This window comes from Photorhabdus cinerea (assembly GCF_011189575.1).
Lineage (GTDB): Bacteria > Pseudomonadota > Gammaproteobacteria > Enterobacterales > Enterobacteriaceae > Photorhabdus > Photorhabdus cinerea.
Genome location: NZ_PUJW01000001.1, coordinates 207,286 through 234,009 on the forward strand (window position 1 = coordinate 207,286; position 26,724 = coordinate 234,009).

Here is a 26,724-nt window from a genome sequence, read left to right on the forward strand (position 1 = left end):
GGCCTTGGTAATTAGGGCTCCCTTTTGGGGAGCCTATTTTAGTTATTCTTTGATGCAAACAGAGTCACCATTGAAGGTGACAACCTGTCCGGCTGTAATTTTGCAGCGTTTGCGAGTCTCTGTTTGACCATTGACTTCGATCAGACCTTCGGCAATCACTGCCTTGGCACTAGCGCCGCTTTCACTCCATCCTTGAAACTTCAGCAGATCGCACAGTTCCACATGGGGATGACCTTCCAAATAAAAAATTTCCATGAGCAACCTTCAGTTTTTTTCCACATCGTGATATTCCTCGCAAGCTTGCAAGGTATTCTGGATAAGCGTAGCCACTGTCATTGGACCAACACCACCTGGAACAGGAGAGATCCAACTTGCTCGCTCTGATGCAGTTTCAAAATCAACATCACCAATGACTTTACCGTCTTCCAGTCGGTTAATTCCGACGTCAATAACAATAGCACCTGGTTTAATCCACTCACCAGGGATAAAGTTTGGTTTACCGACAGCCACAATCAGCAAATCCGCATGTTCCACATGGTGGCGTAAATCTTTGGTAAAACGATGAGTAACCGTAGTGGTACAGCCAGCCAGTAACAATTCCAGACTCATTGGACGACCAACAATATTTGAGGCACCGATAATGACGGCATTCAGGCCATATGTGTTGATTCCACAACGCTCAAGCAAAGTTGCAATGCCGCGCGGGGTGCAAGGGCGTAGCTTTGGTGCGCGTTGACACAGACGGCCAATATTATAAGGATGGAAGCCATCAACATCTTTATCAGGTTGGATACGTTCCAGAACTTTGACGTTATCAATTCCGGCGGGTAGAGGAAGTTGAACCAGAATCCCATCAATATTTGAATCATTATTAAGCTGATCGATAAGGTTCAACAATTCTGCTTCGCAGGTGGTATCTGGCAGGTCATAGGAACGGGAAACGAACCCGACTTCTTCACAGGCACGACGTTTACTTGCGACATAAATCTGAGAGGCGGGGTTTTCTCCGACTAAAACAACGGCGAGACCGGGAGCACGTTTTCCCGCTGCGACACGTTGTTGAACACGTTCGGCTACTTCACTTCTAATTGTCTGCGCAATCGTTTTCCCGTCAATAATTTTTGCTGGCATGTACTCATAAATCCATAAATCAAACATTGGGATGTCGCCTATTTTGTCAGAACATGAACGTGCTGTCAGTTTTATTGATAATCAGAAAATAGCCAGATGAAGATTTATAAGAAGAAAAGCCATTGACTCAAGGGTTTGTCCCCGTATAATCTCACCCCGCATCGAAGCATTACTGATGCAGCTCATCTCCCAAGATGCGCCCTTAGCTCAGTTGGATAGAGCAACGGCCTTCTAAGCCGTAGGTCACAGGTTCGAATCCTGTAGGGCGTACCATCTCTAAGTCTTCAAACATCTTTTAAAGTCTACAAATCCCTTAAAAAACAACGAAAATTAAGAAATCCCAGTCTGCCAGCGTCTACTAAGGTATGTTGAAATCTACAGATCTCTGGGGGCATAATAGGGGGCATTGTTAGGTTCAATCAAAATGGATGCCCCCAAATGAAGTTGACAGCCAGACAGATAGACACCGCAAAGCCCAAAGACAAAACGTACAAACTCTCCGATGGTGGGGGCATGTACTTAGAAATTTTCCCGAATGGTTCCAAATGTTGGCGGTTAAAATATCGCTTTGCTGGTAAAGAGAAGCGATTGGCATTTGGCACTTATCCCACCGTAACGTTAGTAGAAGCCAGAAACAAACGAGAGGACGCCAAGAAAATATTGGTAAATGGCGATGATCCAGGGCAAGTTAAAAGACAGGAAAAAAGAGAAAAGGCTCTCATAGTAAATAACAGCTTTGAAAAAATCGCCCTTGAATGGCACGCTTACAAGCTCCCTAATTGGTCAAAGGGATATGGAGATGACCTTTTAGAAGGCTTCACAAAAGATATTTTCCCCTATATCGGCAAACATGCCATCACTGATATCAAACCCTTAGACATGCTCACCGTCCTGCGCAAAATGGAACAGCGCGGCGTTCTTGATAAGTTGAAAAAGATCAGGCAGGCATGTAACCAAGTTTTCAGATACGCAATTGTCACAGGAAGAGCAGAATATAATCCTGCTGCTGAACTGGCTGGAGCATTAGCAACACCGAAAGCCAAACATTTCCCGCATTTGAATGTTGATGAATTACCCGCGTTTCTACAGGCACTTTCCCTCTATAGCGGAAGTAAGATGTAGCGCGGCGGCCAATTTTGCACTATTTGGCGGTATATTCTGCACTATTTCAAGTGAAATTACCGCCCCATAATGCACAGTGCAGAATAAAACACCTAATTAAAAGTATCATCATTAGCCGCACGACCTACAGGCAGGTATTTGTAAGTGCTTGACAGTGAAATATTAAACGCGTTGGCGATCTCACGCCGTGTTTTTCCCTGATTCAATAATTGGATCGCCTGCTGGTATTTATCTTCCGGCAGTGCCACTGGACGCCCGCCAATTCGCCCCTGTGCCCGTGCTGCCGCTAATCCAGCATTCGTACGTTCAATAATCAGCTCGCGTTCCATTTCGGCCAGCGCACTCATGACATAGAAGAAAAACCGTCCCATCGGGGTACTGGTATCAATGCTGTCGGTCAGGCTCTGGAAATGAACCCCATCATTGTTAAGCCGCTCGTTCAGCGCAATCAAGTTTTTCACACTGCGCCCCAATCGGTCTAATTTCCAGACTACCAGTGTGTCGCCTGATTTCAGGTGCGCCAACGCCTGTGTTAATCCCGGTCGATTGGCTGTTTTCCCGCTGATTTTATCCTCAAAAATCTGTTCACAATTCACCCCGATCAATGCATTTCTCTGTAAATCACTGTTTTGGTCATTTGTTGACACGCGGATATAGCCAATTTTTGCCATTTGAAACTCCATTTATTCCATAATTGGCAATTATATCAGATGGATAGGTCAATATATTGATTTGTATTAAACCTCGGTTTGGCGGAAACACAGCGACTAGCGGCGAATGCGGCTGACCGTGATTGGGTTTCTGAGAGATTTTTCCGACAAAGGTCTAATACCGCCGAGGTAGCAGGACGATGGCCTCGTATTAATTTTCGATCCGATGAATATCGCAATACATTTTTTGGATTTGAGGCTGATTTTACCATTCGACAGCCTCAATTGTATTTTTACGAGCGGTATACAGGAACGGACAATAATTTATATGTCATATTTCTACCACAACGTAGCGGCACGATCACCCTCAACACAGATTACACCATCGTTGACGGATTCATGAAACGCGCCTCACCCATCATCAAAATCTGGAGCGCTGGCGAATTCGAGACCAACGACGAATCAGCAGGCGCAACGGTTGAACGTTTATCTGAGGGCGTCTATCTCATCAAAAACGTGCTGGGATTCAATGCCGATGCTGCGTGGGGCGGTGTTGATGGCGGGGTGGAAATACCGATGTGCAAAAATAAACTGCCGTTGATTTGGGTCGATTACAAAGTGCTGCCGGACGGTTCCATTAAATTAATGACCTATCACCGAGAGCACCATAATGCACCGGAGTTCGCTAAAAATGTGCGGCAGGGGTATTCAGATGGCGATCCGGTTGATATTCCTGGCGGACGGTCTATATCCATCCGAGTGCAAATGCCGGAAAACTCCATTTGGAATCAACAACAGAAAAAATTAGCTGAATAGGAATAATACAAATAATATAGGGGCGCATAGCCCCTTTTATCACTCCGGTTGCTCCGGCCATTGGATATCGGGCGCGGTCGAACAATCCACCCGATTGAGCAGCACCCTGTAACGTCGCCATGCGGTTAACGCAAACTGTTCGGCATCGGTGGCGATATTGAGGTCAACGGCGTCCTGTAATGGAGTGATAGCAATATCAGCCTGTTGTCGCAATGATAATTTTTGCTGTTCAGCCTGTTGCTGTTCATACTGGCGTTGTGCCTGAGTATCTGTGACCCACCGTTTGCCGTTCCATTTATCAAACGGTGTTGCGGGTGCCTCTGGTGTTGTTTTTGGTGGATAATCACCGAGTTCGGTAATCACCTGCGCGGCACCTGTTTCAATACTGTAAATAGTTTCGCCGCGATGATCTGCGACGTATTCCCACGCGGATAAATCCAATGACCGACAGATGGTATAACCCTGTTTGTGGTCATCTGGTGCATCAATACAGGAATGTGCAGGGACGCCAAAACCTATGGGTAAATACTCCTCAGATGCAGAGCTATATTCCCGTGTCTCGCTATGATAGTTATAAACAGTAATATTACCCGCAACAGTGGCGATATGATTTTTGTCTAATTTTGCAATCATTATACTGCCCTCACAATGTAGTTAAATGCGATGTTACGTGGGCGGGTTTCGTTGCCCCCGGTATATTCATTGGAAATAGGTATATCGGTCAGATAACCTCCTGCATCTGCGCCAACGGCGTAACCGCCTCCTGACGGGTCGACTCTATCTGAAGCCCATGATTTTAAAATATAATGATTGTGCGACTTAAATAAATCGCGTTGTAATGAAAGCAGTGCACGCCCAGCGTCGACTCCTCGCCCATCATCCCATCCTCGAATAAATTCCCCACGCAAATCTGGTAATCGCAATGCGGGGTATACCCGTGCCAGTTCGGGATATTGAGCAGCGGTAAATGTAGCACCGTTACATTTCATCCACCCAGCCGGCGGCGTTGCCAGCGGCCATGGAATCGGTACACCAACGGGTAACGCCGAGCCTGCCGCTAAACCGAGGTTTTTCACAAACTCGTTTTTGTTTGGAATGTCCGCGCCGTTCTTGGATTTTTCCAGCCGGGTATTGGCATTGTCATAGGCTGCTTTAACTGCCCTTGATGTAGCGGCATCGGTTTCACTGTTGCTGTTAGTCGCGTTACTCAGTGACACAATCCCCGAACGGCCTACAGTCGCGGCCGGCACAGAAATTTTAATCAACTGACTGATCGCGTCGGCCAGTTGATTTTGTTTTCTGGGGTCTGGGGCAAAACCCGCGCTAGTCAGAATGTTTTTGCATTCCTGTTGGAGATCTCTGACGGCAAATTGGATATTATTTAGCCACAATGCAGGGACTATCGTACCGAATGCGCCCGTGGTGGGGTCGCCATCATGAAACACATTGTCAGGCGTACTGACAGGGGGCATTAATTCTTGCATATTCCTATTCCTGATACGTGAAATGACAGAATGTATGAGCAGGTTTCAGTTCGTTAAAAACAGACTCAATAACGGGATCGCCAAACGATAACAACCGCTCGCCTGCCGCCGAACTGCCCGCCCTGAATTGGTATATTTGCGTGCGTGCACCATGAATATTTACTATCCAGATCCACAATGAATCAGGGTGCATCAGCCTGTCACCCGCCCGGTTTATACCGGCCTGAAAGGGCTGGGGTTCGCTAATGGTGATCGTGTAGCCCAAACGGGCAGCCAACGAGGTAAAATACGGAATCGACAGCCCGCCTGTTTCGGCCAGTTTCAGTAAGACCATTTCCAGCCGTTGCTGATAGTTATGTTTTGCATTTGGGGTGATGCCAAGAACACGTTCCCAATCAGGCAGCAGTGACTGGGCGAAAAATGGCGTAATTGCACCACTGACACGCGCGGCACTGTGTTCTGCCTGCGTCAACTGTCGCGCTTCCGCTTCCAGTTCTGCATCCAGACACGGAGCATCCAGTGCGTAACTGACGGGGGGTAATAACTGTTTCAGTAATGATTTCATGCAGCAAAAAGCCTGACGGTGATGTGACCAACCCGCAACCATTCGAGGTGATCCTTGTCCACCAATGCGACAACATTTTCTACTGGCGCAACTATATGGCGGTCACGAATGCCGGGGATCAGGGAAATACGCATTTCAATTTGGCTGCGGATCAACGGTTCACCGGGTGCTAACCGTCCTATGGCGTCGGTGATAACGTTTTGGATTTCCTGCTGAACCGCTGCCAATGTGATGCCATCCAAAACAACCTCAATAGCAAAATCCACGCGGCGTAATGTGGGTGCCAATACCAGTGAGTTTTTGGCCGTGACAGGACGAACACCGTCAATGTGTTCCTGCACCGCTTTGATAGTGTCTGCTGACGGTAATCCATCGGCTGACGTGACCACGATATCGACCGTACCAAGACCACGGCGTAACGGGTAAACAAATGCAGCGGTGACGCCCGGTACTTCCAGTGCCCAGCGGCGGTAATCGTATTTGTTGCCCCCCGCGGGCGGGCGGCGAATGATATCGAGGAGTCGTGTCAGCAAACTGGCATCGGTTTCGGCATCGGTGCCGCCTGTTAATGTCTGGACAACCACACGGCTATTCATCCCCATTGGGGCACTGACCAGTTCAGCATCGGCGGGTGATGGCAGATTGCCTGCGACACCGGACTGGTTGGCGATAACCGCGACTTTCGCTTGTCCATGCTCATCAATAGTCACCGCAACCGTGGTTTTAACGGATACGGTTTCACCCCGCATTTCCGCCCCGGCGGGCAGGGTTGCGCCCGGTGAACCCGTCAGGCTCGCGATACCTTTAGCCGTTGTTGCGGGTTTGCGTGTCAGGTTACGGGTACGGGCGTGCAGTTCCAGATAGTCGCTATCGGCCGTATCCGGGAATATTTGACGGACAATCCAGCCTTGATGCTGATAAATCCCCTCGGCCACGCTCGCCACCGATGAGGCGCGGGCAAAATAATCACTGTCAGCGCCGGTATCGGCATCTGGCAATTGATTCTTGATGTCTCGCAACAGGTCATCGCGGATTTGCTGAAATTCCGGGGTGATCCACATCAGGCGATTCTCACGGTGTGTTTAAAAATATGGGTCTGCTCTGCGGCATCAGTGACCTCAATCCAGAGCAGCGCCCGCTTGTGCTGGTCACGATGTACCGTCACGCTGATTGATGCGGCACGGCCATCATCCAATATCGGCTGTAACGCCTGTTCAGCATACTGACGCGCCAGCACATAAATGCGTGACACGTCTTTCTCACGGGTCAGTTCGTGCAAACGGGAACCCAGCGCAGGATCAGCCCAGTAACTACCCAATGGCGTCATGAGCCGCAGGTAAACCGCATTTTCCAGGCTGTTTGTTCGGGTGCCGGTATAGTCACCCGTTTGGGGATTTAATAATCTGTCCATGCTGCACAGTGTGGCAGCATGGGCAAATATCAGCAGTTGAGGGGGTTCAGCAGATGATTATGGGATGGAAGAGCCGGTATTGCTGCCGTTGTGACCGTTCGGATGTTTGTGGCCTTTCAAGGCAATGTTGCCTGCCTGAACGTCTCCGGTGGTCTGATAGCTGCCCGCGGTCTGGCTAATATTACCCTCAAACGTCGCCCCTTTACCACCCTGAATCGCCATCCCGCCGTGACCCGTGATTTGTGCCATTGCGGTGAGTTGTTCGCTGGTCGTGACCAGGGGCGTGTTAAAGTCGGCTTTGGTCGCCGCATTGACCTCAAATACTTTGCAGTTAACCCGATAGGTATCGCAGTCCACTTCGATAAGACGGCCACGCTTCAGTACGATTTTTGCGCCCTCATCAGTATAGACAGCCACTTCCCCCGTTTTCAGCCCCGTCAGGCGGTACGCGCCGTGCTCGGTGGCGATGACGATGCCGTGTGAGGTTCGGCCGTTCAGGGGCAAGACAATGCCCATCGTGCCCGGTGGCGGGTTAGAGGTGTAGCCATACTGCTGGAAAAATTCCTGTCCCTGAAGCTGCTCGCCCGCCAGCCCCTCGGCCTGAATCGTCTGCACTTTACCCCGGCTGTCGGTCGTGCCTAACACCGCCCTGAAGGCCATTCTAATGCTGTTTAATGCTTGGTTAATACGCTGGTTGACTTGCGGCCACATTATTTATTCTCCCACACGGGCACCGCCCGGAGTTGATCTTTGCCTTTTTTCTTGCTGCCTTTCTTCTTTTTCTTGTCTGGATAGGCGTCAGGGATCCACACACCATCCTCTTTAAATCGCAGTGAGGTCATTATCCCTCCCGGACGGCCGCCGATGAACTCACGACCCATCAGGAAGTAGATGCCGTCAATACCATGCAGTTCGCTCTGGATACGCACCCGTTGCCCCGGTTGCCACAGTTCGCCGTTGGGGGTACGGTGGCCGTGAACTTCCGCCCGAATATCCAGCCCGGTTAAACGGGCGTCAGCCAGCGCTTTACGGGCGCGGTACTGCAATTGTTGCTGGTTGTCCACATCCCCGTTCGTCAGGATTTGCGGGCGATAATAGGGAACAGTCGGGTCAGTGACTTTAATCCGGTAATTATGGTGTCCGGTTTTCGCCTGGTTGCCTGAATCATCATCAGTGTCAGTGACGGTAAACTTTTGAGGGGCAGTGACATCCACCGGCTTCAGTTTCTGGTTATCGGTGGTCGAGGCATGGCTTTGTGCCAGCAGGGTTAATTCAGAGAAACAGCCCTGTATATTGCGCATGTCTGACAACGAAATGAGGTTATTGCCCTGACCATCACGGCGCATGATGAGATCTGCCACGGGCGGGCTGCTGTAGTCTGGGCCACCAATAACCAACGTGCCATCGGGATCTAACCACGGCCAAACGCCTCGCGCCGCCGCGGCCCGTGCCAGGGCATCCCATGCCCGTTCACCGGGTTCGATATGAACCCGATCGTTGCGTGTCATGCCACTCGCCTGAATACGGATGCGGGTGATACCAAGCGGGCGAACGATACTGGCAATGACTTCATCCAGGTTTAACTGGCGGGCACTAAAAATAGGGGCGGCACAGTCCACCAAAATCGCCGCATCATCACGGCCACTCAAACTCAGGGTGACGCCACGGCGGGAAACGTCCCGCGTGACGCTGTCAACCCGGCCGGACAAAATCACCGTATCACGGATTTTCACTTTTACGGGTGCGCCGCGTACCGCATCCACCGGGAATACCCCATCTGGCAGGCCGAGCGACAATTGCCAGGCATCGGCGGATTTCAGAAAATCGCTATCAATGCGGTAGTGCTGCCAGCCACCGTGCACCTTGCCATTTAACAACAGGACAGGCTTATCCTCGAATGGCACGGCTGTCTTATCGGGTATAGGCATTGAGTATATCTCCGGTTTTAATCGCGTTCGGATCACGTAACCACGGATTCAGGCGAGCCAGTTCGGCGGCACGGCGATAGTCGCCATACCACTCATGCGCCAGCAAATACAAATTGGTGGTTGATGAGGTGACCGTGCGACGGGTTAACGGCGGGCGGCGGTTCATGACGATGATCGCCAGCGTCTGCAATTCCAGGGCGATGAGTTTCAACTGGGACACCACGCCACGCCACAACAACCCCACCGGCTCGCTGTCTTCACTCATGCGCTGGGTGCTGGGCTGGTATTGTGTCCGAACCTCGACCATCGCGGTCAGAATAGCAGTCCTGACTGTATTGATGATGCTGGTGATATCATCCGGCGATAATTGGTCAGGCTGTACCTCATCAGATAAAATCGCGGTTGCCAGACTCGCCAGTTCACCCGCTGCCATGACCTGATAGAGCACACCCAGATCGCGGACATCCGCCAGACTGGCATCCACCGGCATGGGAACGGGGGCGGCCATATCACGCTGAACCAGCGCCGCAGGCAATGCAGTTAACTGGTGTATGACCGCGACACTGTCCCCCCACGCCGATAACAAGGTTGTCGCACTGATCCCCTGACTGAGGACGGCGGCCGTGGTTGTCCTACCCGGCAAATACCCCTCATTTTGGCGGCGCGAGGCGGATTGACGGGCAGAATAGGCCGGGCTGTCCGATGAATCCCTGCTACCCGATGAACGCCCACTGCGACCCAAATTGATCACGCCGGGGAATTTGAGATTCAGCAAATCCCCGATGCCGCCCGTGCGCACATCCAGAATGGATTGCAGGTCGTGAACAAATGCGCGGGGATAATTCAGGTAATCAATCCCCTGACTGACCACGCTGGATATCTCGCCACGCATCAGGGTCAGGGTGTTTAACATGCCGGACAACGCCGCCTTGCCTTTGGCGAGGTAGCGCATATTTTTATGGACGGGCGCCATCACCTGCTCAAACAAATCTGACGCGCGTTCAGTCAGTTCGGTGATGTTATCAAACAGGCTGTCACCCAACTGTTCAGGGTGTGCCGAGCCGTGTAGCTGAGTGCCGGTTGTGGACTCCAGAAAAACCAGCTCCACGTTGCAGGCATCGACCCCTTCGGCTTCATGCTGGATTTGGTACTCGATACATTGTGCTTTGGGAATAGAACCATAAATCGGGTGTATCAGTTCGCCCGTGCCGGGCGTGTCCAGCACCTTAATCAGGGCATCCAACTGACGTTTATAACGGTCACCCCACAGGAACGCAGACAGACGGAAATTTCGCGCCTTGCGGCCTAAATCCATGACGGTTGCCCCATCCATAAAGGGGTATTCATGGTCTTCATGATCACGGGCGATACTGTCCTGGGTATTGAGGACATCAAATTTCACCCCACGAAAGGCCGCGTCTTGCAGATCATCACGCCAGCTCATGGATATAGCCCTCCGGTTCCGCGTCCCGCCTCAGCGGCATTGTATTGATTTGTCGCCTCGGCCAGTACACGTCCATCGACCGTTAACTGAGAATTAATGGTAATCGGTGGCAGTGGAGGCGGTGCCGTGTTGGTCTGTGATTTTGGGAAGGTATTGACTGTTGTAGGTACAATGCCAGCTTTTTCCACGTCCTGCATCGTGACAGGCGCTTTTTTAATGGCCAGTTCCTCATCAGCGCCAAACAGGGATTTAATGTCGTTCCAGGCATCCTTTGCCCCCGCGGTGCCATAGAGGGCCGTTTCGAGTTCGGTGAGTTCACGTCCCAGACGCTGGCGCACTTCGGCCAGCTTTTCATCCTTGCTCTGGATCTGGAATAGGGGAAAATCCTGGGTGCCCTGATAGGCCGCCAGCCCGGCGCCAATACCCGGAATGGCGCGACCCGCTGGCGTGGATAACAGCCGTGACAGACTCCCTGTCAGGCCGCTGGTCGAGGTACGCAGCCAACGGCCAACCCGTCCAAATCGGCCAGTGTTGCCACCAGAGCCGCCGCCTGCCGCCGCCGTACTGCCGGGCGGTATACCGCTCCGGCCGGTAATAAATTTCAGGCCGGCAAAGGCGACCGCCGCGACCGCCATCGCCTCAATGGCCGTGGTAGCCCCGACAACGGCGGTAGTGAGAGTGGGGAATTCTTTGCTTAAATCGGTCAGCAATTTTGAGACATCGCCCGTGAAGTCTGACAACGGTTTGACAGCATCCATCTCAGCAAAGTCTTTGGCATTTTTCGCCTGCTGGAGTTTAAACTCATTCTCATCCGCAATAACGACCAGAGACCTCGCCCCTTCACCCTGGCCTTTGGGCATCGTTAATTGTTTGCGCACATCCGCCTGAACATCGCTAATGAATTGACGATAGTTACGTATCGCCAACAAGGCCATCATCGCCTGTTGGTCGGCCAGTAATCTGCCGATAGACGAGCTTTCGTATATCTTTTGTTGCGATTGTAATAACCGCTGATATTCCGGTGACTTCTGGTCCGTACTCGCCAGGGCCTTTTCTATATTGCGTAATTCGGGGTTTTGCGTGGCGATCCTGTCCGTCAATAAAACTAAGGTTTCCAGCGGATCGATGCCTTTTCCCCGGGCATCGGCCAGGGTTTTCGCAATATCGATACCATAACCATCAAACTTAATCCTGGCCGCCCGCCGGGATAAATCGGTGCTGTTCAGTTTAGCGATTAAATTCGCGAGGTTATTGCCGGCTTCATCGGATGAGGCGGCATTTTTTTTCGCCGATTGCGTATAGGAAAGAATTTTAACCAGTTCCTCCAGGCCAGCGTAGCCGTTTTCCTTGGCTTTTGACAAAATTTCCGGTAACCATCGGGCCATATCGGCAAATTCGAACGATCCTTCCTGTCCTGCCCGGATGGCGGCATCCAAGGCTTTCATCATATCGTCGGCGGAGGTGATGCCATAGCCCTTAAGCGATTCGATAACTTTGGCTAACTGCGCGCCGCTGACCTGGGTGATCGTCGCATATTGTTGTAATATGGGCATTAACGTTTTGGTTTCATCAAAACTGAACGCACCATTGGCTAACATTTCACTCAGTAAATCCGTGGCCTGCTCCTTGGTGCCGCCACCCGCTTCAACCGACGTGCGAATAATGTTATGCAGCTCGGCCTTGCCCGCTTTTCGGCCGGCGACATCCCGCTCATTAAACGCGGTGTTACTCAGGTACGCCAGCCGTTGTTCATATCCCATTTGCTCCTTGACCGGTTTCGCCACGACCATCCCGCCCGCTGCTAGTCCGCCGCCCACGGTCATCATCTTATTGCCAAATTTATTGCCAAATGCCCCTAACTTTGCCAGCCGGCTGACCCCCTGCATTTCATTGCGCAGCGCCGCCACCCGCTGGCGCATCGCATCATAGGCCCGGCTTTGTTCGGCGACGGACAAGGTTCCGCTGCGAGCCAGCCGGTTATAGCTGGCAATGGTGCGGGTGATTTCCCGCTGGATGGCCCGCTCGGCACGCACCCCCAGCGTTTCGCGGGCACGGTCATCCCGTGCCTGCCGGCGGGCGGCGGCGGTCATCTCCTGTGAGGCTTTGCGACGACGTTGCTGCTGGCGGCCTTCACGCTCAGCCGCACGGTCGGCGGCCTTTCCGGCATCTTCCGCCCCTTTGGTGACATCCCGCAACAGTTTGATGACATCCCGCGACGCTTCATCCCGGAACGACACCGCCAAAGATATTTTTAGATCACGTGACATGCCTTAACCTCGCTGGATGGGCTGTTTTTTCTGAGTCTGGCGCAGGGATTTGCTCCGCTTATGGCGCGGGGATTTGGCTGGTGCACCCTGTAGCCGCGCCAGGGCGGCAATCCAGCCATCCAGTTCAGGGCGGCTCATTGCCATAATCCGTTCATGACTGAGGCCGTATTGCCCCAGGGCGATACTGACAAACATTATTCCGCTGCGTCGTTCGGTGGCCGCAGCCGCTTTTTTTTAACATCGGCAATGGCTTGCTCCAGCCGGTCAAAATCATCACTGGTCAGTTGATCCAGCAGTAATTCTGTGGTGATGTCCGCGGCCGGGATGTTGCCCAGGTTCACCAGGCATTTTGTCACCACCGCCATACGGTAATGCAGGTCAGACGCGTGCCCGTCCACAGAGCCGCACACGGATTCCGTTTCATCCAGCGCCTCATAGCTCTGGCGCATGGTCGGCAACTTGACCTCAAATTCGTAGTGCAGTTGCCCGCCATGTTCAACGCCATACAGCAATTTTCCGGTGTGTGTCATCATTCGATGACCTCCCGGACGGCCGCCATTTTGATATCCCGCTTGGCTTCGTTATCGACCGTGTATTTCGCGCCGACTTCGGTGGTGAAACAGTCCAGATAGGAGGTACGTCGCCCCCCTTTACCATTGACCGGGTACTGGGTGATTTTGACGCCGACCAGGTTGCCCCAGTCCAGATCGCCATCCAGCGGAATGACCACCGACAACGACAGGTCATAAGTGGCAATACCGCTCGTGTAGCCCTTGGCTCTGCCCGTTTTATTCATGGTCTTGACCAGCTTGCGGCCGGTGTTGATTTGCACGTCCAAATCGGTGACCTCAATTTCGCGGCCATCGACTTCCAGCACAATCGCGCCGACATATTCTTCTAACATGGGTTAACACCTCTTATAAATACAGGTCAATACGGCCGGCGAACACGTGCAGGCCATTGACCACATCCGCCGGAATTTCCGCATCCAGCCGATTGGGATCTTTATCATTGCGCTCGACCAGCAGCTTGTCCTTGTTCTCTTCGACGTTCTCCAGAATCTCAGACTCTTCCAGTTTGAGCAGGACATCCAGCAATTCAGAGCGCACTTTCTGGCGTGTCCGCTCATTGAGCTTGTCACGGGGAAAACGCTGTGAAATGCGCTCACGGCACGCCTTGCGGGTGTAATCGAGTGTGCGGATGGTGGTGAGATCTAATAACGCAATATCATCCACGCCCTCGGCGTTTCGGGTATAGGTGGTAATGGCTCGCACAATCTGCACACGATTACCCGCCCCGACCTCAATCGGCGTCAGCCCGTTATGCAGGGCGTTTTCCTGTTCGTTACGGCTGGCACGGTGCGTCACGGGGGTGATATCCATGCCGGTCAACGGCAGGGTATTGAGGGGACGCGCCGGATCTTCCTCACTGGCAATCACCGCACCGTAGGCCGCGGCCAGTTCCGCGGGCAATTTGGCTGAGCCGGGATACCAGCCCAGCGTCAGGCGGCCAGCGTTAATCTCGCCTGCCAGCGTCGTGCCCGTTGCCAGTGTGCCTGTCCAGCCTGCCACACCAATGGCCCCGCGCTGCTCCATGGCGTTGCCGGTTTTATCCAGGTGTGTACGCAAGGCCCGTAACGCCGTTTGGGTACTGAAGGGGCTGACAATGATTTGATGGCCGGCGGCAAACACCGCGTCCAGTGCCGGCTGGATATCCGGATCGTTTTCACCGCCGTCCATCGCGGACAACGTTACCCCGACCCCTTTCGCGGTACATTCGGTTTTCAGGCGAATGGCATTGCCAAATTCCCCCGCCTGACGGGCTGCCAGTGTGATCACGTAGCGGGGCGACTCGTCACTGCCTTGATTGAGCGTGCTGGCCGTGATGGGTAATGCGGTTGCCGCTGTCACGGCGGCAACGACGGCCCCGTTGAGGGTTTCCAGGCTGTCGCCGGATTCCACCGGAATATCCAGGCGTTGATCACCGACCCACAAATAGAGGGTGCCACTGCCTGTCGCGGGACCCGTCAGGCTCAGCGTGGCACGGGCGGATTGACCCGCCGTGGCGGTTTTGATGCCAATCACCTGCAATTGCAGGTAGCTATTGGCCTGAATGGCGGCACGGGCCATCAGGTGCGCCAGTGAGCCAGCGCCAAACTGACGGGCGGCGTCGTTATCGGAATAGATATCCAGCGGGGTCAGTGCTGCGGCCTGGGCGTCAGAGTCCATCGGGGCGATAATCAATACCCGTTGTGGGTTGCCCGGCAAGGTGCGGGATGACTGGCGGGTATTAAATTCAAAATACTTGCCCGGCTTGCGGATGCTGGACGGAATGGTATCAAAACTAATCATGTTTCCTCGACTTACCCACCTTTGTCGGGGTGGGAACAACAGGCACTAAATCCCCCGTCGTGATTAACCGACGGTAATAGGCGCTATCCGGCACCGTCACGGGTTCGGCACCAATGTAGCGCCGCGACTGGTTTTCCAGCGGGACACGCAGCCCCGGCGCGGCAGTCACAATTAACGTACTCATGTGTTTTTCCTGAGATTGACTAAATCAGCCGGGTCATCGGGTGATCCCATACCGGGCGGGTCGTAGCTCGTGCCCACCCGTAACAGGTCAGGGTCTGGCTGGGACACCTGGCCGCTGTATTCGTTATACAACCAGTCAGGGTGTGCCCGGTCACGGGTGTGTTCGGGCCAGGCTCCTGACGCCAGTGCCCCCTCCAGCCATTGGGTATCGAACTCGCAAGCGAAGACCGACAGCGCCCGGTCAGCGACCTGCGTATTAAACAGGGTACGGACACGACCCGGCACCAGGGGATTGATTTTCAATCCCAAATCCTGCCCGGTCAGTAGCCGCCTGACCGCGTAGACCAGGCGATAACACCCGATCTCATTCACGTTGACGCCACCCCGACGGGAGGCCGCTTCACTGCGGGTGCTGTAATCCCCGACAATCACGACAAATTGTCCGGTCGGTTTGTACTGGCGTTTGGACACGCTAACCGGCTCGGTTTTGCTGATACCGCCAAACGTGACCCATACCGCCGGTAACACGCGCACAATCCGCCCCAAATCCTCGTCGATTTCCCCGCCGTAACTGGTCACGGTACGGGTCATCTTGCCTAATCCTTCGGCCAGCCGCTGACAAATGGCCTGTTCTATCTGGGTGATCAAAATGCCCCTCCCCCTGTCGCATCACGGCCGAACTGGCGGGGACTGCTGCCAAACGCCATTTGAGGTGTGGACTGGATAATTTGCCCGTTATCAGCCCGTCCCAGGCTGATTTGCCCGGCGGCCACTTTTTCCAGAAACCGGATCGCATCCTCATAACGTTGGCGAATTTCGTCTGACATCACCCGATGGGCTGTCGTCAGGTGGTAACGGGCAATATCACAGCAACGGCCGACCAGAATGCGCGGGGTATCCGGCCACGGCGTGGCATAGCGCCCGACCAGATAACCGTCAATTTCGGCACTGGCACGGGTTAAGGCTGCATTCATGGTTTGCTCATCAATCTGTCCGGTCATTTCGGGATCGCAGAGACTGACACATTCACGCTCACTAAAGGCCAGGATCATGTCGTGCTGGGTGGCATACATAGTTAGTCCTCTTTAGTTGGCTTCTTCGCGTCCTTTTTCAGTGCCGCCAGGTCTTTTTTCAGGGCATCACGCTCTGCGGTCACCGTGTCCAGTTCGGTAGTCAGGCGTGAGACTTCCTCAGTCAGTCCGGCAACCTGAGTCTGGATATCAACCCCCGGTGACGGCACATCTGCCTCATTGACAACAGACACCACCAACATCGGGTCGGCTTGCAGTTCGGCCAGTTGCGCGGCGGTAAAACGATCATCCAGGTAGGACGTGGTGTTGTCACTGTGGGCGATACCACAGCGGCGGAAACCCGCGACTTTAGCTGTAATTAAGATCGGCATTATTGTTCTTCTCCGGTTGATCCGTAAGCCAATTGCCAGAAGCCAAAACCGCCTGCGGCACGGGCTTCGGCGCCAAACTTGTATTGACGGCGGGTAAACACATCGTCACTGTCCAGGCTGGTTTGTTCCACCATCACCGGCGCTTTGCGCTCCTGATAAATAATCGGTTTGATGGATTTTGTGGTATCCAGCAGATACCAGCGGCTGTCATGGGTCAGGCGCGGTTCGACGACGACTTCGGCCGTGCCTTTAAACAGGTTGACTTTGCCGTCTTCCAGACGGTCAGCAGTCATCAGTGCGCGGGCGGTGTATTCCAGCGCGGGCGGCACCAATAGAATGTTCGGGTTGATATTCAGCGGACGCCCTTCATCGTCAGTAAACTGACGCATGGCTGTGCGGGCGGCACCGTAGGACGCCTGCGCTTTCGCCATCGATTCAATGGACAGCGCCTTTTTCCCTTTGTTGGAAACCGACCGGGTGCCGACCGGATGATCACTGTCAAAAAAATATTGTTTGTCGTAGCACGGGCGTTCAAATCCCAAGTTCACCAGTTCGAAAACAATATCATCGGGCAGTGCCGCCGCCGATTGGCCGGCACTTTTGGCCTGAATGGCGTACTGGCCGGTCTGGTCGTCTTCGATATCATTGCGATCGACTTCGATCGTGGCTTCCCAGTCGTCGTTCTCAATGGTGTACTTATGCCCGGACAGGGATCTAACCACTTTCTCGCCGACCCATTTGCGCATGGCTGGGAAGTTCGACAACCAGGTGTAATCGTTCACCTTACTGGTTGAGGTCACCTTCATGGCGACTTTTTCCCACTGCGACGGCGCGGCATCCAGTGCATTCTGGAAGGTGCTTTTAATCGCCAGGAACAGCACATTTAAATTGGATTTATTAACAAGCATCAGATTTTCCTATTGAATCAGAACCAGAACGCCATCACTGACAGACACTTCCAGCACACGACCGACCACGGGCAAGGTGTCGCCTTTGATGGCCTTGACCGTCACACTGTTGGTCAGGGTGCAGGATTGGCCGACCTGCGCCTGGGTCACGGGCTGGGCGCTGTCATTGTCGAAATAGAATGCACGGCCACGGCGTACCCTGACCTGGCGTTCACCCTGTTTACCATCGCGGTTATCGGCGAACTCATCGGCCACGCCCAGCACCGTCAGTCCGGCATCGGCCTGACCCGGCACGGCAAAACCGGCGGCATTGGCGCAGACCAGATGGCCGCCCCCGATTTGTGCACCCGCGTCACAGGGCACACTGAATAACTCACCCTCGCGATGAGGGGTATTGCGATCGATTGCCACGATTATTGTTCTCCCAGTTGTTTCTGAATGTCATCAGGGGACAGGCCGAACTGGTTGCAAATGGCAAGGGCATCCGCGTCCAGTTCCGCTGTCTGTGTTAATGTGGGTTGCACTGCGGCAGGGATTTGTCCGCCCGATTGCAGCGATGACAACGCGGCAATGGGCTGCGCCTTTTCCAGATGGGTCGTCAGTGCGGCAAAATTCGTGCGACCCAACGATTTAGCCCAGTCCTCCAGCGCCGGGGTTAAACGGCCATCACTCAGCGCTGCCTGCACCAGACTGTCAACCTGGCTCACCTGCGATTGCTGGCGTTCGCTGTTCAGTTGTGCCTGCAGCTCCTGATAGCCTGCAATCGGGACGTACTTGGCCGGGTCATAGGCTTTTGATGACAGGTCGGCAATCTGGGTCTTCTGGGCTTGCAGCAAGGCGAGCAGACCTTGACTGGCCGCCGTGGCGGTGCCCTGACCGTTCGAAATTAAATCAATGGCTTTTTGCAGCTCGGCCTTGATGTCTTCCGTCGTGGCAGTAGCAGGCAAATTCAACATCCAGCGTAAATTGTTTAGCAGTTCCTTGATGAGTTCGTCATCCACGGAATGATCCTCCGGTTGTGGGGTATTCAGGGCAGCCAGTTGGGAGGCAGCGGCTAGCATCACCGCGTCCATCCCGTCCAGTGCCGGGGTGTTGGTCAGCGCCGAATGCAGTAATGCAGTCACGTGACCCTGTTGGTCATACAAAAATACGGGGGAAATAAAGCGGTATTCCTTGGCGGCAATCGCGTTGCGGGCTTTGTCTGTCCATTCAACGTTGGTGGCGTACAAGCCTGCGCCCTCGCGCCATTCCAGCGTCTGGAACCAACCCGCCGCCGGGGCGGGCTGGCCGTTTTTAATCGCACGCAGGGTCTGGTGCTCGTAGTCAATCACCAGCGGCGTTTCACGTACAGCCACCTGTTGGATCAGGTGGTCGGCAATCTCACGGGTCATCACCCAGCTAGCACAATCCGCCGGGCGGCCATCGTTAGCGCGAAACTCTCCGGCCGGGAAAAGCTGGATTTCGTTCTGGTGGTTACCCCGGATAAGCGAGGTTAAAGCGGCAATGGTCGTTTTCATGCCCGCAGCATAACGGCACCATTATCGGGGATGCGGTTGAGGGGGTTCAGCAGGTGACTGAATAGCGAGCAGAAAACGAAAAATAGGGGCGGAAAATGCTGGCAGGCAGTGTATCGCGCTTTGCCCTGAACCGGAACCCCATTTAAACCCCGTTTAAAAACGATTTAAACGGGCGTAACCGGTTAAAGGCAACACATTGTATCAAAACAGATTCAAACGCCCCATAATGGCACGCAGGGCGTTTTTACACTCCCGTCATCGGGGCGCATCCATCAACTGTTGCAGATAACGTTCCAGGATATCCTGGATCTGTCCCGCGTCGCTGTCGGTCAGTTTCAGGAACGGGCGGGCAGGCATCTGGATTTTGTAAGCCGGCAGGGTGTTCCACTGGCTGTGATCCGCTTTCGCTTTGCTGGAAAAACGGCGCTTGCCCTTTTTGTGCCGATAATGCGCCTGCTGGCTACGGGCAGGCATATTAATAGTGCCGCCCTCCTGGTGGATACGGGCGTAGATCACATTCGTACCGACCAGGGCTTCATCGTTATCACTGAATGGCTGGATGCTGCTCGCCAGTCGCCCGGTGTGTTGCAGGATTTTCCCGCCCGCCCGCTTTTTGGCATAAGCCGGACTCCAGCCCAGCCAGGCAGGTCGCCCCTGCTGCTTGAAATTTTCCTCGACCGCATCGGCCATCGTCGCAGCAATCTGGCGCATCATAGGGGTGCGGTCACCCAGCCCGTCCGTCAGTTGCTGCATCACCTGCTGAAATTCTTTGAGATCAATATCAATCTGGAACATGGAAATCCGCCTGTTGGGTCACATTGTGTAATTGTCCCTCGCGCACGCTGACTATCCACCATACTCCTGTCCGCCTTGCGCCATAATACTGCGTGCCGTCTTTCGCCAGGTGCTGGCGTTCGGGCTGCTCAATAATCTGCTGGAGCGCCAGATAATCGGCCAGGTCAATTTGTTCCTGATCTGCCAGCCGCTTGAGGGTCGGCGCATCGACCGTCACCGGGTCAGATGGTAACCCGCCAGAGCGCGGGCGCACGGCAACCGGATAACGCTGTAACGATGAGGGTGCATCCTGTTTCAGTGCCTGTTTAAATACCCGGATAAAGTCCGGTCCGGTTAACGTCCCCGTGACATACTGACTGGCGGCGGGTTGCGGGTATTTGTCCAGTTCGGGCTGCCAGCTCACCTGACCGGGGTTAAACCCAAAGCCCGGATCGGGGGTATACACCTTGCCGGTCATCGGGTTTTCAAAGCCCATTACCGGACGGGTTTCACCCGGAACGCCATATTCCTGCTGCACTTCAACCCGCCGCCCCTCGGTCGACTGCACCATCAACCCCAGCCGCTCGACATCCGCTTCGCTGCGGGTACGCACCCGGCAACGGCAACGATAGCCGTCCGGCGGGTAGATGGATTGCCAGATGGGATCGTCATAGCGGGCGATAAACCCGTTGAGCGCCGCATGGCTGGGACGGATACGGCTGTCCATAATCCCGACGCGCTCCCAATAGGGGCGCTCATCCACGCTGTCCATCTGCTGCTGATAGCGGCCAGCCATATAGGCTGACTGCATATTGGTATTAAAAATCGTATCCAGGCGGCGGGGTGTCAGCCGCTTACCGTGCAGTTCGCCGGTGTCGTTATCGGCAACCAGCCCTTTACCGAGCCAGCCTTTTCGTTCCAGTATCGGCAGGAGGTTGCGTTGAAAGTCGCGGAAGGTCTGCCCGGTTTCCAGTGATTTTTGCAGTTCCGCCCGGATGTCGGCCAGCACATCCAGTTTTAACACGCCAGCCACGGTAAACGCGCGGGCATGCGCCAGCGCTTCCACCTCGTGCCAGTTAAAACCGATGGCAAAACCTTTACGCTGGAAATAGTCAATCGCTTCTTTAGGCGGCAAACCGATCACATACCCCAGGTTGATTTTATTACGTGTCGGCATGGAGGCGCCCCCAGACATCGGCCACAAAAATCGCCTGTGCCAGTAGCTGCTGTAACGTGCTGTCATCCAAATCCGGGTAGCTGGCCGCCACAATATTCATCGCCTCATCCACGCTCTGGCCGGATTGCAGGGCGCTGACCAGCGGGGACAGTAACTGGCTCATGGCCGCCCCTATCGGGTCAGACAGCGGCGGGGCATTATCCAGGGCAATCTGGGCCGGATCAATATCCGCTGACTCATGAACCTGGCTTAAGACCCCCAGACCAGAACGGGACAGGCCGTGGCTCAATGGCGTTGGCAGTATGCCCGTGATGCGGGGTTGTAAGGTCGGTTCGTCATCCTGTGGGGTCGGGATGGCGGCCTTTTTATGCACCCAGGAAACCGGGATAGATTCCATCCCCGCCTGATTAACCAGAGTGGATATGGCCGTGGCAAACTGCGGTAAATCAACGGCGGCACGGGTATCAAACACAAAGCGTGGCATCCGGTGCGGATTGACATGTGTATGACCATTGAGCGCCAGTATCATCTGGATCAAACTCTTAAACATGCCTTCCAACTGGCGGGCATCGGCGGTCATCAAATCGTGGCGAACCTCGTTATGCACATTCCCTAGCGCGTTGGTGGACGATTTGCCATCTGCCTGCGTGGTCAGTGTGCCGCCCAGAATGATTTTGGATTGTGTCCGTTCGGCCCAGTTGATCATCGCCATAAACGGGTCACTGCCACCCGATGCCGCACTCTCGAATTTAATCTCGTTTCCGGCAGGGATAGCCGCGACCGCATCATGACCCAAACGGACCAGCATATCCAGCAACCGATCGCGGTCATCATCGGACGTACCGGGGGCGTATGTCGCGATGCGGGCGGGCAGGCCATAGATTTCCAAAAATTCAGCCAGATCCCGCAGGCTGAAATTTTTAAACAGGTACGGCCACACCAATACCCGATACAACCCACTGGTTGCCACGAACCCGCTACGGGCATTGTGGCGATGCACCAGCCAGCCGAACGGCCATAATGGGCTGCCATACAACCCGTTATTGTCCCGCAGGCGGATCTCATCCCGTTGCTCCGGCAGGGTACGGAACCAATAATGGGGCCGTAAATATAACGCGCGCGGCAACCACACTTTGTCCACCTGCTCCCATTCGATTTCCTGACAACTAAACCCGTGCCCGACTGCCTCCATCCCATTCAGGATGATATCCTCAATCTCCGGCAGGGCATCAAACCATTCCTGCACCTGTGCCGTGATGGCCTGCTCCTGTGCTGTCGCCCGTTTGGGTGGTTCAATCGACCAGTCCAGCGTTAATAGCGCGTTTTTACGTTTCTCCATTTCCGCAAATATGTGGCCATCACGCTCCAGCATATCGCCAAACAGGCTGGCCTGCGCACTCAGGTCACCCTGTTCGGCCGCTTGCAGGATGCGTGGCAGTTTACGGATGGTCATTCCCCGCGACGGATGGTCAGGATAGATGCGCTGCATCTGTGCCGTTTTCACTGTCTGGGGTGTTTTCAGTGCCTCCCGCTGGAGGGGATTACCGTAGATATCAACAATTGCCATACGACATTTTTCCTCAGTTAGAGAGCACAATACCCATCACCAGCGTGACAAAAAACCAAAACCCAACAAACCCCAGATAGGCTATAACCCTGTGTCTATTCATATGATATTCTCCACAATTACCACGCGCCCGACCCAAAACGGTGTCCGCCATCACGCCGGGCACGGGTATAAATTTCGGTACTGCCCGCGCGGGATACCGCCAGTGACCACAACATATGCAGGGCATCGGGGCCATCGTCGTGATCCGCTTTCGGAAAATGACGTAACTGGTCAATCAGGGTGTGCTGGGTAGGGTGCAAACGGATCAGCCCGTTCGCCATATGGGGCTGTAACGACTCGATACGTAAGATTTTGTCACTGGATGGCATCACCGGAACGGCAGGTACGGGGATACCCTGCTGTGCCGACCGCTTCACCAACTCAGTACGCAAAAACTCCTGAAACTGGACGGACTCTATCGACCAGGTCAGGCAGCCGTACTGGCGCTGATACTGGATAATGTCGGCAATAATTTTGTCAGGCAGGCGGCGGCGGATATCAGCTTCCACCACATCCAGGATACCCGTCATCCGGTTAAAGCCGCCGACCAGAATGGCGGATGGGTCACGGTTTTTACTCATTTTGCCCAGGCTGGGATCACACACCCCGTAATAGAGCCAGTCAGATAAATGATTCGACCAGAAGATGATGCTGTTGGCGAAAATCGCATCTTCCCCACTGACTGGATCATTCTGGTATTCCGAGTCAAAGGTGCCGTGCCCGTCACGCACGCGGATACGCATCAGCGCCAGCAGGGGACGCGCTGCCCACGAAACGATTGCCCCTTCCAGTAAGGCGGCTTCGTGCTCGTGATAGAAACGGTCAGCGGCATCCAACAGCTTATTATTGACCAGCCCTTCCCATTGATCCCACAGCGCCATATTGGCCGGCCACTGGATAATGGCTTTAAACCGCGCCGTTCGCCACATGGGGTTATTCAGGGTACGGGACAGCACGGAATCGTAATGCAGTATTGTACCGATATAGACCATATCGGTTTTGCCGCCTGCCTCACCGAGCGGCATCACGGTCTTGGTCAGCCAGGCATGCAATTTGTCACGCTGCTCCGGGTTGCGCACCATCTCGTCATTTTCGATATCGTCCAGTACCACCAGATCAGGACGATACGGGCCGTGGCGCAGACCGCGTAACTTCTTGCCGCTGCCCGCCACCGTCACCTTGATATTGTTACGGGTGACAATGGTGCCCATTTGCCAGGTGCGCCCCTGACCACAGATATCCGGGTAGTCATTACGCAGGCGCGGGTTATATTCCAGCTCCGCTTTGATGGCTTCGAGCATCGGATACGCCTGATCAATGCTGTCCATAATGATGACCGGGTAACGCTTGATGCCCCGAATAATGCACCAGAGCACAAACAACTGGCTGACCAGCGTCGATTTGGCTTCACCGCGCGGTGCGGCAATGGCGTCACTTTCGGCCGCCGAACTGGCCACAATCTGTGGCAGGCGGGTAAACAGGTAATTATGCAACTGGCTGCGCGACGGGTGGCGCACATAGTGCGGGAAATAGGTCTCGACAAAGAAGCTATAGCCGTTAACCACGTTGTCCACATTATGGCGGCGTTCGTTAGCCGCGTTCGCGTCCGCATCAAACCCCAGACACTCCGCCTCAATGGTCTGGCGCAGGCTGACAATGTAGTCCTGAAGCGAGGCGCGAAAGTCTTTGATTGAGAATTTTTTAGCCATAATGTTGCTCTAACTCCATGGCGAACGCTTCCAAAATCTCCAGAAAGGCCGCGTTATGTTGTGAATACCGCTCGTTAATAAATGCACCCAGTTTCTGGACAATTTCCAGTGCGGTTGCCAGTTCGTTGGTTTCCGGTAAGATTTTCTTGCTGGCACTGGTCGCCTTATTGAACGCATCCGCCAGGCTCGCCAATAACTCCACCCGCTGCTGGGGCAGCATATCCGGCGTGGTGTTGAGCAGTTCCATTGTGGTCTGGCATTGCACCACCAGGCTCATCAGCACCGCGCGGCCGGCTTCTTCAATGCCGCCGCCTGCCATCGTCTGCGCAGCACGCATTTTGTCCCAGTCGTCGCCGCGTTCCTGTGCCTCCTTCTTCCAGCGCCGGGCAGTGACGAACGCCACACCGCACTGTGCGGCGGTCACTTCCAGTGATAACTGATTGAAGATATACATGCGGCGGAGTTTATCTCGCGTCTCCTGCGGATAGGCCATCTCAGACACCCATTTTGGTACGTAACAACAACACGACCGTCGAAACCAGACAGCCCGCCACCGTGCCGGAAACTGCCCCCGCAATCGCCCCGCGTCGCATCGCCCCATTGGTGGCATCTTCGCGAATGGCCTCCATCTGGTCATCAATATGATCCAGGCGATCATTTAACGCGTTCAGCGCTGTTAAAACCTGATTATTCCCGCTACGGGGTTGCTTGCTCATAGTGTTTCTCTTTCTCCATTAGCATCGTTCAACAATTTTCTGACGTCCCAACTACCCATGCTGGTGTAAACCTCTACACCGGTATCCAGAAAAATAGCCGTTCCGCTATTACCGTTGTAATCAATGGGCTGAAAATGGGTAATACGCTCTAAAACAACGGTTATTGGATACATCCGACTACTGATCCTGTACGGAGGAAAATCATATGTTTTCATTATTGATGCCCCCTATTCATTCTGGATGTTTCACCCATTTCATACCGATCATGAATGAGGTAATAATCATCATCGTTATCGCCATTCACATTTTTCGCCATCGCATCACAACAATCAGAACAACAGCGATAATTATGAATTTCACCGTCAAAAATCCACGTCGATAATCTGGCGGTGGATTTCGGCGGAATGATTTTATCGCAGATATAGCAGCGGCAGGTTTTGCGAGTTACGCCGATCTTGTCTTTTAGGCAGCGTTCACTCCCATCACCAAAATCACCCTCAAACAAATAAAATGACAATACGGAATCTGCATATTCGTTATTAATCTGACTAGTCATCGGTCACCTTATTGACATTGTGTTTTGATATAGTCCTGCAACCCCAGAATCATCTGTTCGGAGGTGGCAATGCGTTCTCGGAGTAACCAATAATTTCTGACAGCGGCGTCAGCAGGTTGGGCGGGGGTTGCATCATCCACGCGGGGGGCGGTAACGGTTTTAGGCACGGGGCAGGAGGCCTTGATGTACACCCGCTCAGGATGAGCAAGAGAAGCAGTGTGCAGCCGGTCAATTTCAGATTTGGCATTGGCGAGTACCTTAAGACGTTTAGCATCCTGTTCATGCAGCATGTCAATGTGTGTGATCTGGTAGTTAATGGTGTCGGTCAGTTGCTGGATTTCGTTTGCTTGGCTGCGGTTAACCCGCTGTTGCTCCTGATACCCTGCGCGGTACAAGTGGGCGACGAATGCAGCTAAAACTACCGCAATAACCAACACAATGAGGGTATAGTGGGTGAGCCTGAGATTCATTTATCCAGCCCCCAACACGTTAACTCTGCCTCCTGAACACGCCGCTCAACCTGACCATAGCAGCCATTGGCTTGGCCTTGGGTTTTGCGGCAATCTTTACCGCCGTCAAATATCCAGCGCTTGATTTCCGCACAGGCTCCTTTCTTGTCGCCGGCATTGAGCTTCCGGTAGAACGTCGAAGAGAAGCATTTGCCGGGACCAATATTGTACGGGCAGAAACTGGCAATGCCGGCGATTTGCGGTTCAGTCAGCGGCACCTGTACATGGCGTTTTACCCAGTCAATGGCCCGCTGGGCTTCAATCCGGTTTAATTCATCGCACTGTTGAGCGGTTAGCCGCATACCCCGACGAACGGGCGCACCCTGTACCCGCGTGATGCCGCGACAAATCGTCCAGACCCCGCCCGCATCCTGATAGGCAGACAGCCGATTGCCCTCTTTCTCATTGAGGAACTGAGAGAGAATGACCTCCGAACCCGCGCCCGCCAGAATGGCGGCGATAACGGCAGCGCTCAATCGGCTTTTCATCTCCATG

Annotated in this window: 34 protein-coding genes, 1 tRNA gene and 1 pseudogene; 3 read left to right on the plus strand and 33 right to left on the minus strand. The window is 53.9% G+C overall.

Annotated elements, in window-relative coordinates:
- Positions 1 to 42: 42 nt before the first annotated feature.
- A complete protein-coding gene (gene ybcJ / locus C5469_RS00810; protein ID WP_166301014.1) occupies positions 43 to 255 on the minus strand; it encodes a ribosome-associated protein YbcJ in 213 nt (70 codons plus the stop codon).
- A 9-nt stretch (positions 256 to 264) separates the two neighbouring features.
- Positions 265 to 1,131, minus strand: a complete 867-nt coding sequence (folD, locus tag C5469_RS00815) for a bifunctional methylenetetrahydrofolate dehydrogenase/methenyltetrahydrofolate cyclohydrolase FolD (protein ID WP_166301652.1) — start codon at positions 1,129 to 1,131, stop codon at positions 265 to 267.
- Positions 1,132 to 1,327: 196 nt separating this feature from the next.
- Between folD and C5469_RS00820 the strand changes: the two genes are divergently transcribed.
- Positions 1,328 to 1,404, plus strand: a tRNA-Arg gene (locus C5469_RS00820).
- Positions 1,405 to 1,569: 165 nt separating this feature from the next.
- Positions 1,570 to 2,250: pseudogene (locus C5469_RS00825) on the plus strand (tyrosine-type recombinase/integrase); the annotation flags it as partial.
- Positions 2,251 to 2,345: 95 nt separating this feature from the next.
- Here C5469_RS00825 and C5469_RS00830 read toward each other — a convergent pair.
- Positions 2,346 to 2,924, minus strand: coding sequence for a recombinase family protein (locus tag C5469_RS00830; protein ID WP_166301016.1), 579 nt, complete (start codon positions 2,922 to 2,924; stop codon positions 2,346 to 2,348).
- 78 nt (positions 2,925 to 3,002) lie between these two features.
- Here C5469_RS00830 and C5469_RS00835 point away from each other — a divergent pair, with 78 nt between their 5' ends.
- Positions 3,003 to 3,719, plus strand: a complete 717-nt coding sequence (locus C5469_RS00835) for a phage tail fiber protein (RefSeq protein ID WP_166301019.1) — start codon at positions 3,003 to 3,005, stop codon at positions 3,717 to 3,719.
- A gap of 39 nt (positions 3,720 to 3,758) precedes the next feature.
- On the opposite strand, the gene C5469_RS00840 is transcribed toward C5469_RS00835, so the two are convergent.
- The 30 genes from C5469_RS00840 to C5469_RS00985 all read right to left on the minus strand — a co-directional run bounded on the left by C5469_RS00840 (position 3,759) and on the right by C5469_RS00985 (position 26,723).
- A complete protein-coding gene (locus C5469_RS00840; protein ID WP_166301022.1) occupies positions 3,759 to 4,352 on the minus strand; it encodes a tail fiber assembly protein in 594 nt (197 codons plus the stop codon).
- Entirely contained in the window at positions 4,352 to 5,203 is an 852-nt protein-coding gene (locus C5469_RS00845) for a phage tail protein (RefSeq protein WP_242689346.1), read from the minus strand. The genes C5469_RS00840 and C5469_RS00845 overlap by 1 nt, the downstream gene beginning before the upstream one ends.
- 4 nt (positions 5,204 to 5,207) lie before the next feature.
- The gene (locus C5469_RS00850; protein WP_166301025.1) at positions 5,208 to 5,768 is read right to left on the minus strand and encodes a YmfQ family protein; all 561 of its coding nucleotides are present in this window, start codon (positions 5,766 to 5,768) and stop codon (positions 5,208 to 5,210) included.
- Entirely contained in the window at positions 5,765 to 6,829 is a 1,065-nt protein-coding gene (locus C5469_RS00855; protein WP_207628621.1) for a baseplate J/gp47 family protein, read from the minus strand. Before C5469_RS00855 ends, C5469_RS00850 begins: the two co-directional genes overlap by 4 nt.
- Positions 6,829 to 7,179 (minus strand): phage GP46 family protein, encoded by a 351-nt coding sequence (locus C5469_RS00860; protein WP_166301028.1) that lies wholly within the window; start codon positions 7,177 to 7,179, stop codon positions 6,829 to 6,831. Before C5469_RS00860 ends, C5469_RS00855 begins: the two co-directional genes overlap by 1 nt.
- Positions 7,180 to 7,236: 57 nt before the next feature.
- Positions 7,237 to 7,890, minus strand: coding sequence for a phage baseplate assembly protein V (locus tag C5469_RS00865; RefSeq protein ID WP_166301031.1), 654 nt, complete (start codon positions 7,888 to 7,890; stop codon positions 7,237 to 7,239).
- Positions 7,890 to 9,107 (minus strand): phage baseplate assembly protein, encoded by a 1,218-nt coding sequence (locus C5469_RS00870; protein ID WP_166301034.1) that lies wholly within the window; start codon positions 9,105 to 9,107, stop codon positions 7,890 to 7,892. The genes C5469_RS00865 and C5469_RS00870 overlap by 1 nt, the downstream gene beginning before the upstream one ends.
- Positions 9,091 to 10,551, minus strand: coding sequence for a DNA circularization protein (locus C5469_RS00875; protein ID WP_166301037.1), 1,461 nt, complete (start codon positions 10,549 to 10,551; stop codon positions 9,091 to 9,093). Before C5469_RS00875 ends, C5469_RS00870 begins: the two co-directional genes overlap by 17 nt.
- Positions 10,548 to 12,818, minus strand: coding sequence for a phage tail tape measure protein (locus tag C5469_RS00880; RefSeq protein WP_166301040.1), 2,271 nt, complete (start codon positions 12,816 to 12,818; stop codon positions 10,548 to 10,550). Before C5469_RS00880 ends, C5469_RS00875 begins: the two co-directional genes overlap by 4 nt.
- 3 nt (positions 12,819 to 12,821) lie before the next feature.
- Positions 12,822 to 12,962: a hypothetical protein gene (locus C5469_RS00885; protein ID WP_166301043.1), complete on the minus strand. Its 141-nt coding sequence runs from the start codon at positions 12,960 to 12,962 to the stop codon at positions 12,822 to 12,824.
- Positions 12,963 to 13,012: 50 nt separating this feature from the next.
- Positions 13,013 to 13,351, minus strand: a complete 339-nt coding sequence (locus C5469_RS00890) for a hypothetical protein (RefSeq protein WP_166301046.1) — start codon at positions 13,349 to 13,351, stop codon at positions 13,013 to 13,015.
- Positions 13,348 to 13,722, minus strand: coding sequence for a phage tail protein (locus C5469_RS00895; protein WP_166301049.1), 375 nt, complete (start codon positions 13,720 to 13,722; stop codon positions 13,348 to 13,350). The genes C5469_RS00890 and C5469_RS00895 overlap by 4 nt, the downstream gene beginning before the upstream one ends.
- 13 nt (positions 13,723 to 13,735) lie before the next feature.
- Positions 13,736 to 15,169 (minus strand): phage tail sheath C-terminal domain-containing protein, encoded by a 1,434-nt coding sequence (locus C5469_RS00900; RefSeq protein ID WP_166301052.1) that lies wholly within the window; start codon positions 15,167 to 15,169, stop codon positions 13,736 to 13,738.
- Positions 15,162 to 15,353, minus strand: coding sequence for a hypothetical protein (locus C5469_RS00905; protein ID WP_166301054.1), 192 nt, complete (start codon positions 15,351 to 15,353; stop codon positions 15,162 to 15,164). The genes C5469_RS00900 and C5469_RS00905 overlap by 8 nt, the downstream gene beginning before the upstream one ends.
- Positions 15,350 to 16,003, minus strand: coding sequence for a DUF1834 family protein (locus C5469_RS00910; protein WP_422615844.1), 654 nt, complete (start codon positions 16,001 to 16,003; stop codon positions 15,350 to 15,352). Before C5469_RS00910 ends, C5469_RS00905 begins: the two co-directional genes overlap by 4 nt.
- A complete protein-coding gene (locus C5469_RS00915; protein WP_166301060.1) occupies positions 15,997 to 16,425 on the minus strand; it encodes a gp436 family protein in 429 nt (142 codons plus the stop codon). Before C5469_RS00915 ends, C5469_RS00910 begins: the two co-directional genes overlap by 7 nt.
- 2 nt (positions 16,426 to 16,427) lie before the next feature.
- On the minus strand, positions 16,428 to 16,754 hold the full coding sequence (locus C5469_RS00920) for an HI1506-related protein (RefSeq protein ID WP_166301063.1): 327 nt from the start codon (positions 16,752 to 16,754) through the stop codon (positions 16,428 to 16,430).
- Positions 16,754 to 17,662, minus strand: coding sequence for a Mu-like prophage major head subunit gpT family protein (locus C5469_RS00925; protein WP_166301066.1), 909 nt, complete (start codon positions 17,660 to 17,662; stop codon positions 16,754 to 16,756). Before C5469_RS00925 ends, C5469_RS00920 begins: the two co-directional genes overlap by 1 nt.
- A 9-nt stretch (positions 17,663 to 17,671) precedes the next feature.
- Complete coding sequence (locus C5469_RS00930; protein WP_207628623.1) at positions 17,672 to 18,073, minus strand: hypothetical protein; 402 nt, start codon at positions 18,071 to 18,073, stop codon at positions 17,672 to 17,674.
- A gap of 2 nt (positions 18,074 to 18,075) precedes the next feature.
- A complete protein-coding gene (locus tag C5469_RS00935; protein ID WP_166301069.1) occupies positions 18,076 to 19,179 on the minus strand; it encodes a phage protease in 1,104 nt (367 codons plus the stop codon).
- Between the two features lie 255 nt (positions 19,180 to 19,434).
- Positions 19,435 to 19,974, minus strand: a complete 540-nt coding sequence (locus C5469_RS00940; RefSeq protein WP_166301072.1) for a phage virion morphogenesis protein — start codon at positions 19,972 to 19,974, stop codon at positions 19,435 to 19,437.
- Positions 19,961 to 21,130: a phage head morphogenesis protein gene (locus C5469_RS00945; RefSeq protein WP_166301075.1), complete on the minus strand. Its 1,170-nt coding sequence runs from the start codon at positions 21,128 to 21,130 to the stop codon at positions 19,961 to 19,963. Before C5469_RS00945 ends, C5469_RS00940 begins: the two co-directional genes overlap by 14 nt.
- On the minus strand, positions 21,117 to 22,697 hold the full coding sequence (locus C5469_RS00950) for a DUF935 domain-containing protein (protein ID WP_166301078.1): 1,581 nt from the start codon (positions 22,695 to 22,697) through the stop codon (positions 21,117 to 21,119). Before C5469_RS00950 ends, C5469_RS00945 begins: the two co-directional genes overlap by 14 nt.
- A gap of 119 nt (positions 22,698 to 22,816) precedes the next feature.
- Positions 22,817 to 24,448 (minus strand): phage terminase large subunit, encoded by a 1,632-nt coding sequence (gene terL, locus C5469_RS00955; RefSeq protein WP_166301081.1) that lies wholly within the window; start codon positions 24,446 to 24,448, stop codon positions 22,817 to 22,819.
- Positions 24,441 to 24,941 carry a DUF1804 family protein gene (locus C5469_RS00960; RefSeq protein ID WP_166301084.1) on the minus strand — a complete coding sequence of 167 codons (501 nt, stop codon included), beginning with the start codon at positions 24,939 to 24,941 and terminating at the stop codon, positions 24,441 to 24,443. The genes terL and C5469_RS00960 overlap by 8 nt, the downstream gene beginning before the upstream one ends.
- Before the next feature lies 1 nt (position 24,942).
- Complete coding sequence (locus tag C5469_RS00965; protein WP_166301087.1) at positions 24,943 to 25,164, minus strand: hypothetical protein; 222 nt, start codon at positions 25,162 to 25,164, stop codon at positions 24,943 to 24,945.
- The gene (locus C5469_RS00970; RefSeq protein WP_166301090.1) at positions 25,161 to 25,379 is read right to left on the minus strand and encodes a hypothetical protein; all 219 of its coding nucleotides are present in this window, start codon (positions 25,377 to 25,379) and stop codon (positions 25,161 to 25,163) included. Before C5469_RS00970 ends, C5469_RS00965 begins: the two co-directional genes overlap by 4 nt.
- Complete coding sequence (locus C5469_RS00975) at positions 25,379 to 25,720, minus strand: hypothetical protein (protein ID WP_166301093.1); 342 nt, start codon at positions 25,718 to 25,720, stop codon at positions 25,379 to 25,381. Before C5469_RS00975 ends, C5469_RS00970 begins: the two co-directional genes overlap by 1 nt.
- Before the next feature lie 8 nt (positions 25,721 to 25,728).
- Positions 25,729 to 26,190, minus strand: coding sequence for a lysis protein (locus C5469_RS00980; RefSeq protein WP_166301096.1), 462 nt, complete (start codon positions 26,188 to 26,190; stop codon positions 25,729 to 25,731).
- Positions 26,187 to 26,723, minus strand: coding sequence for a lysozyme (locus C5469_RS00985; protein ID WP_166301099.1), 537 nt, complete (start codon positions 26,721 to 26,723; stop codon positions 26,187 to 26,189). The genes C5469_RS00980 and C5469_RS00985 overlap by 4 nt, the downstream gene beginning before the upstream one ends.
- Position 26,724: the final 1 nt, after the last annotated feature.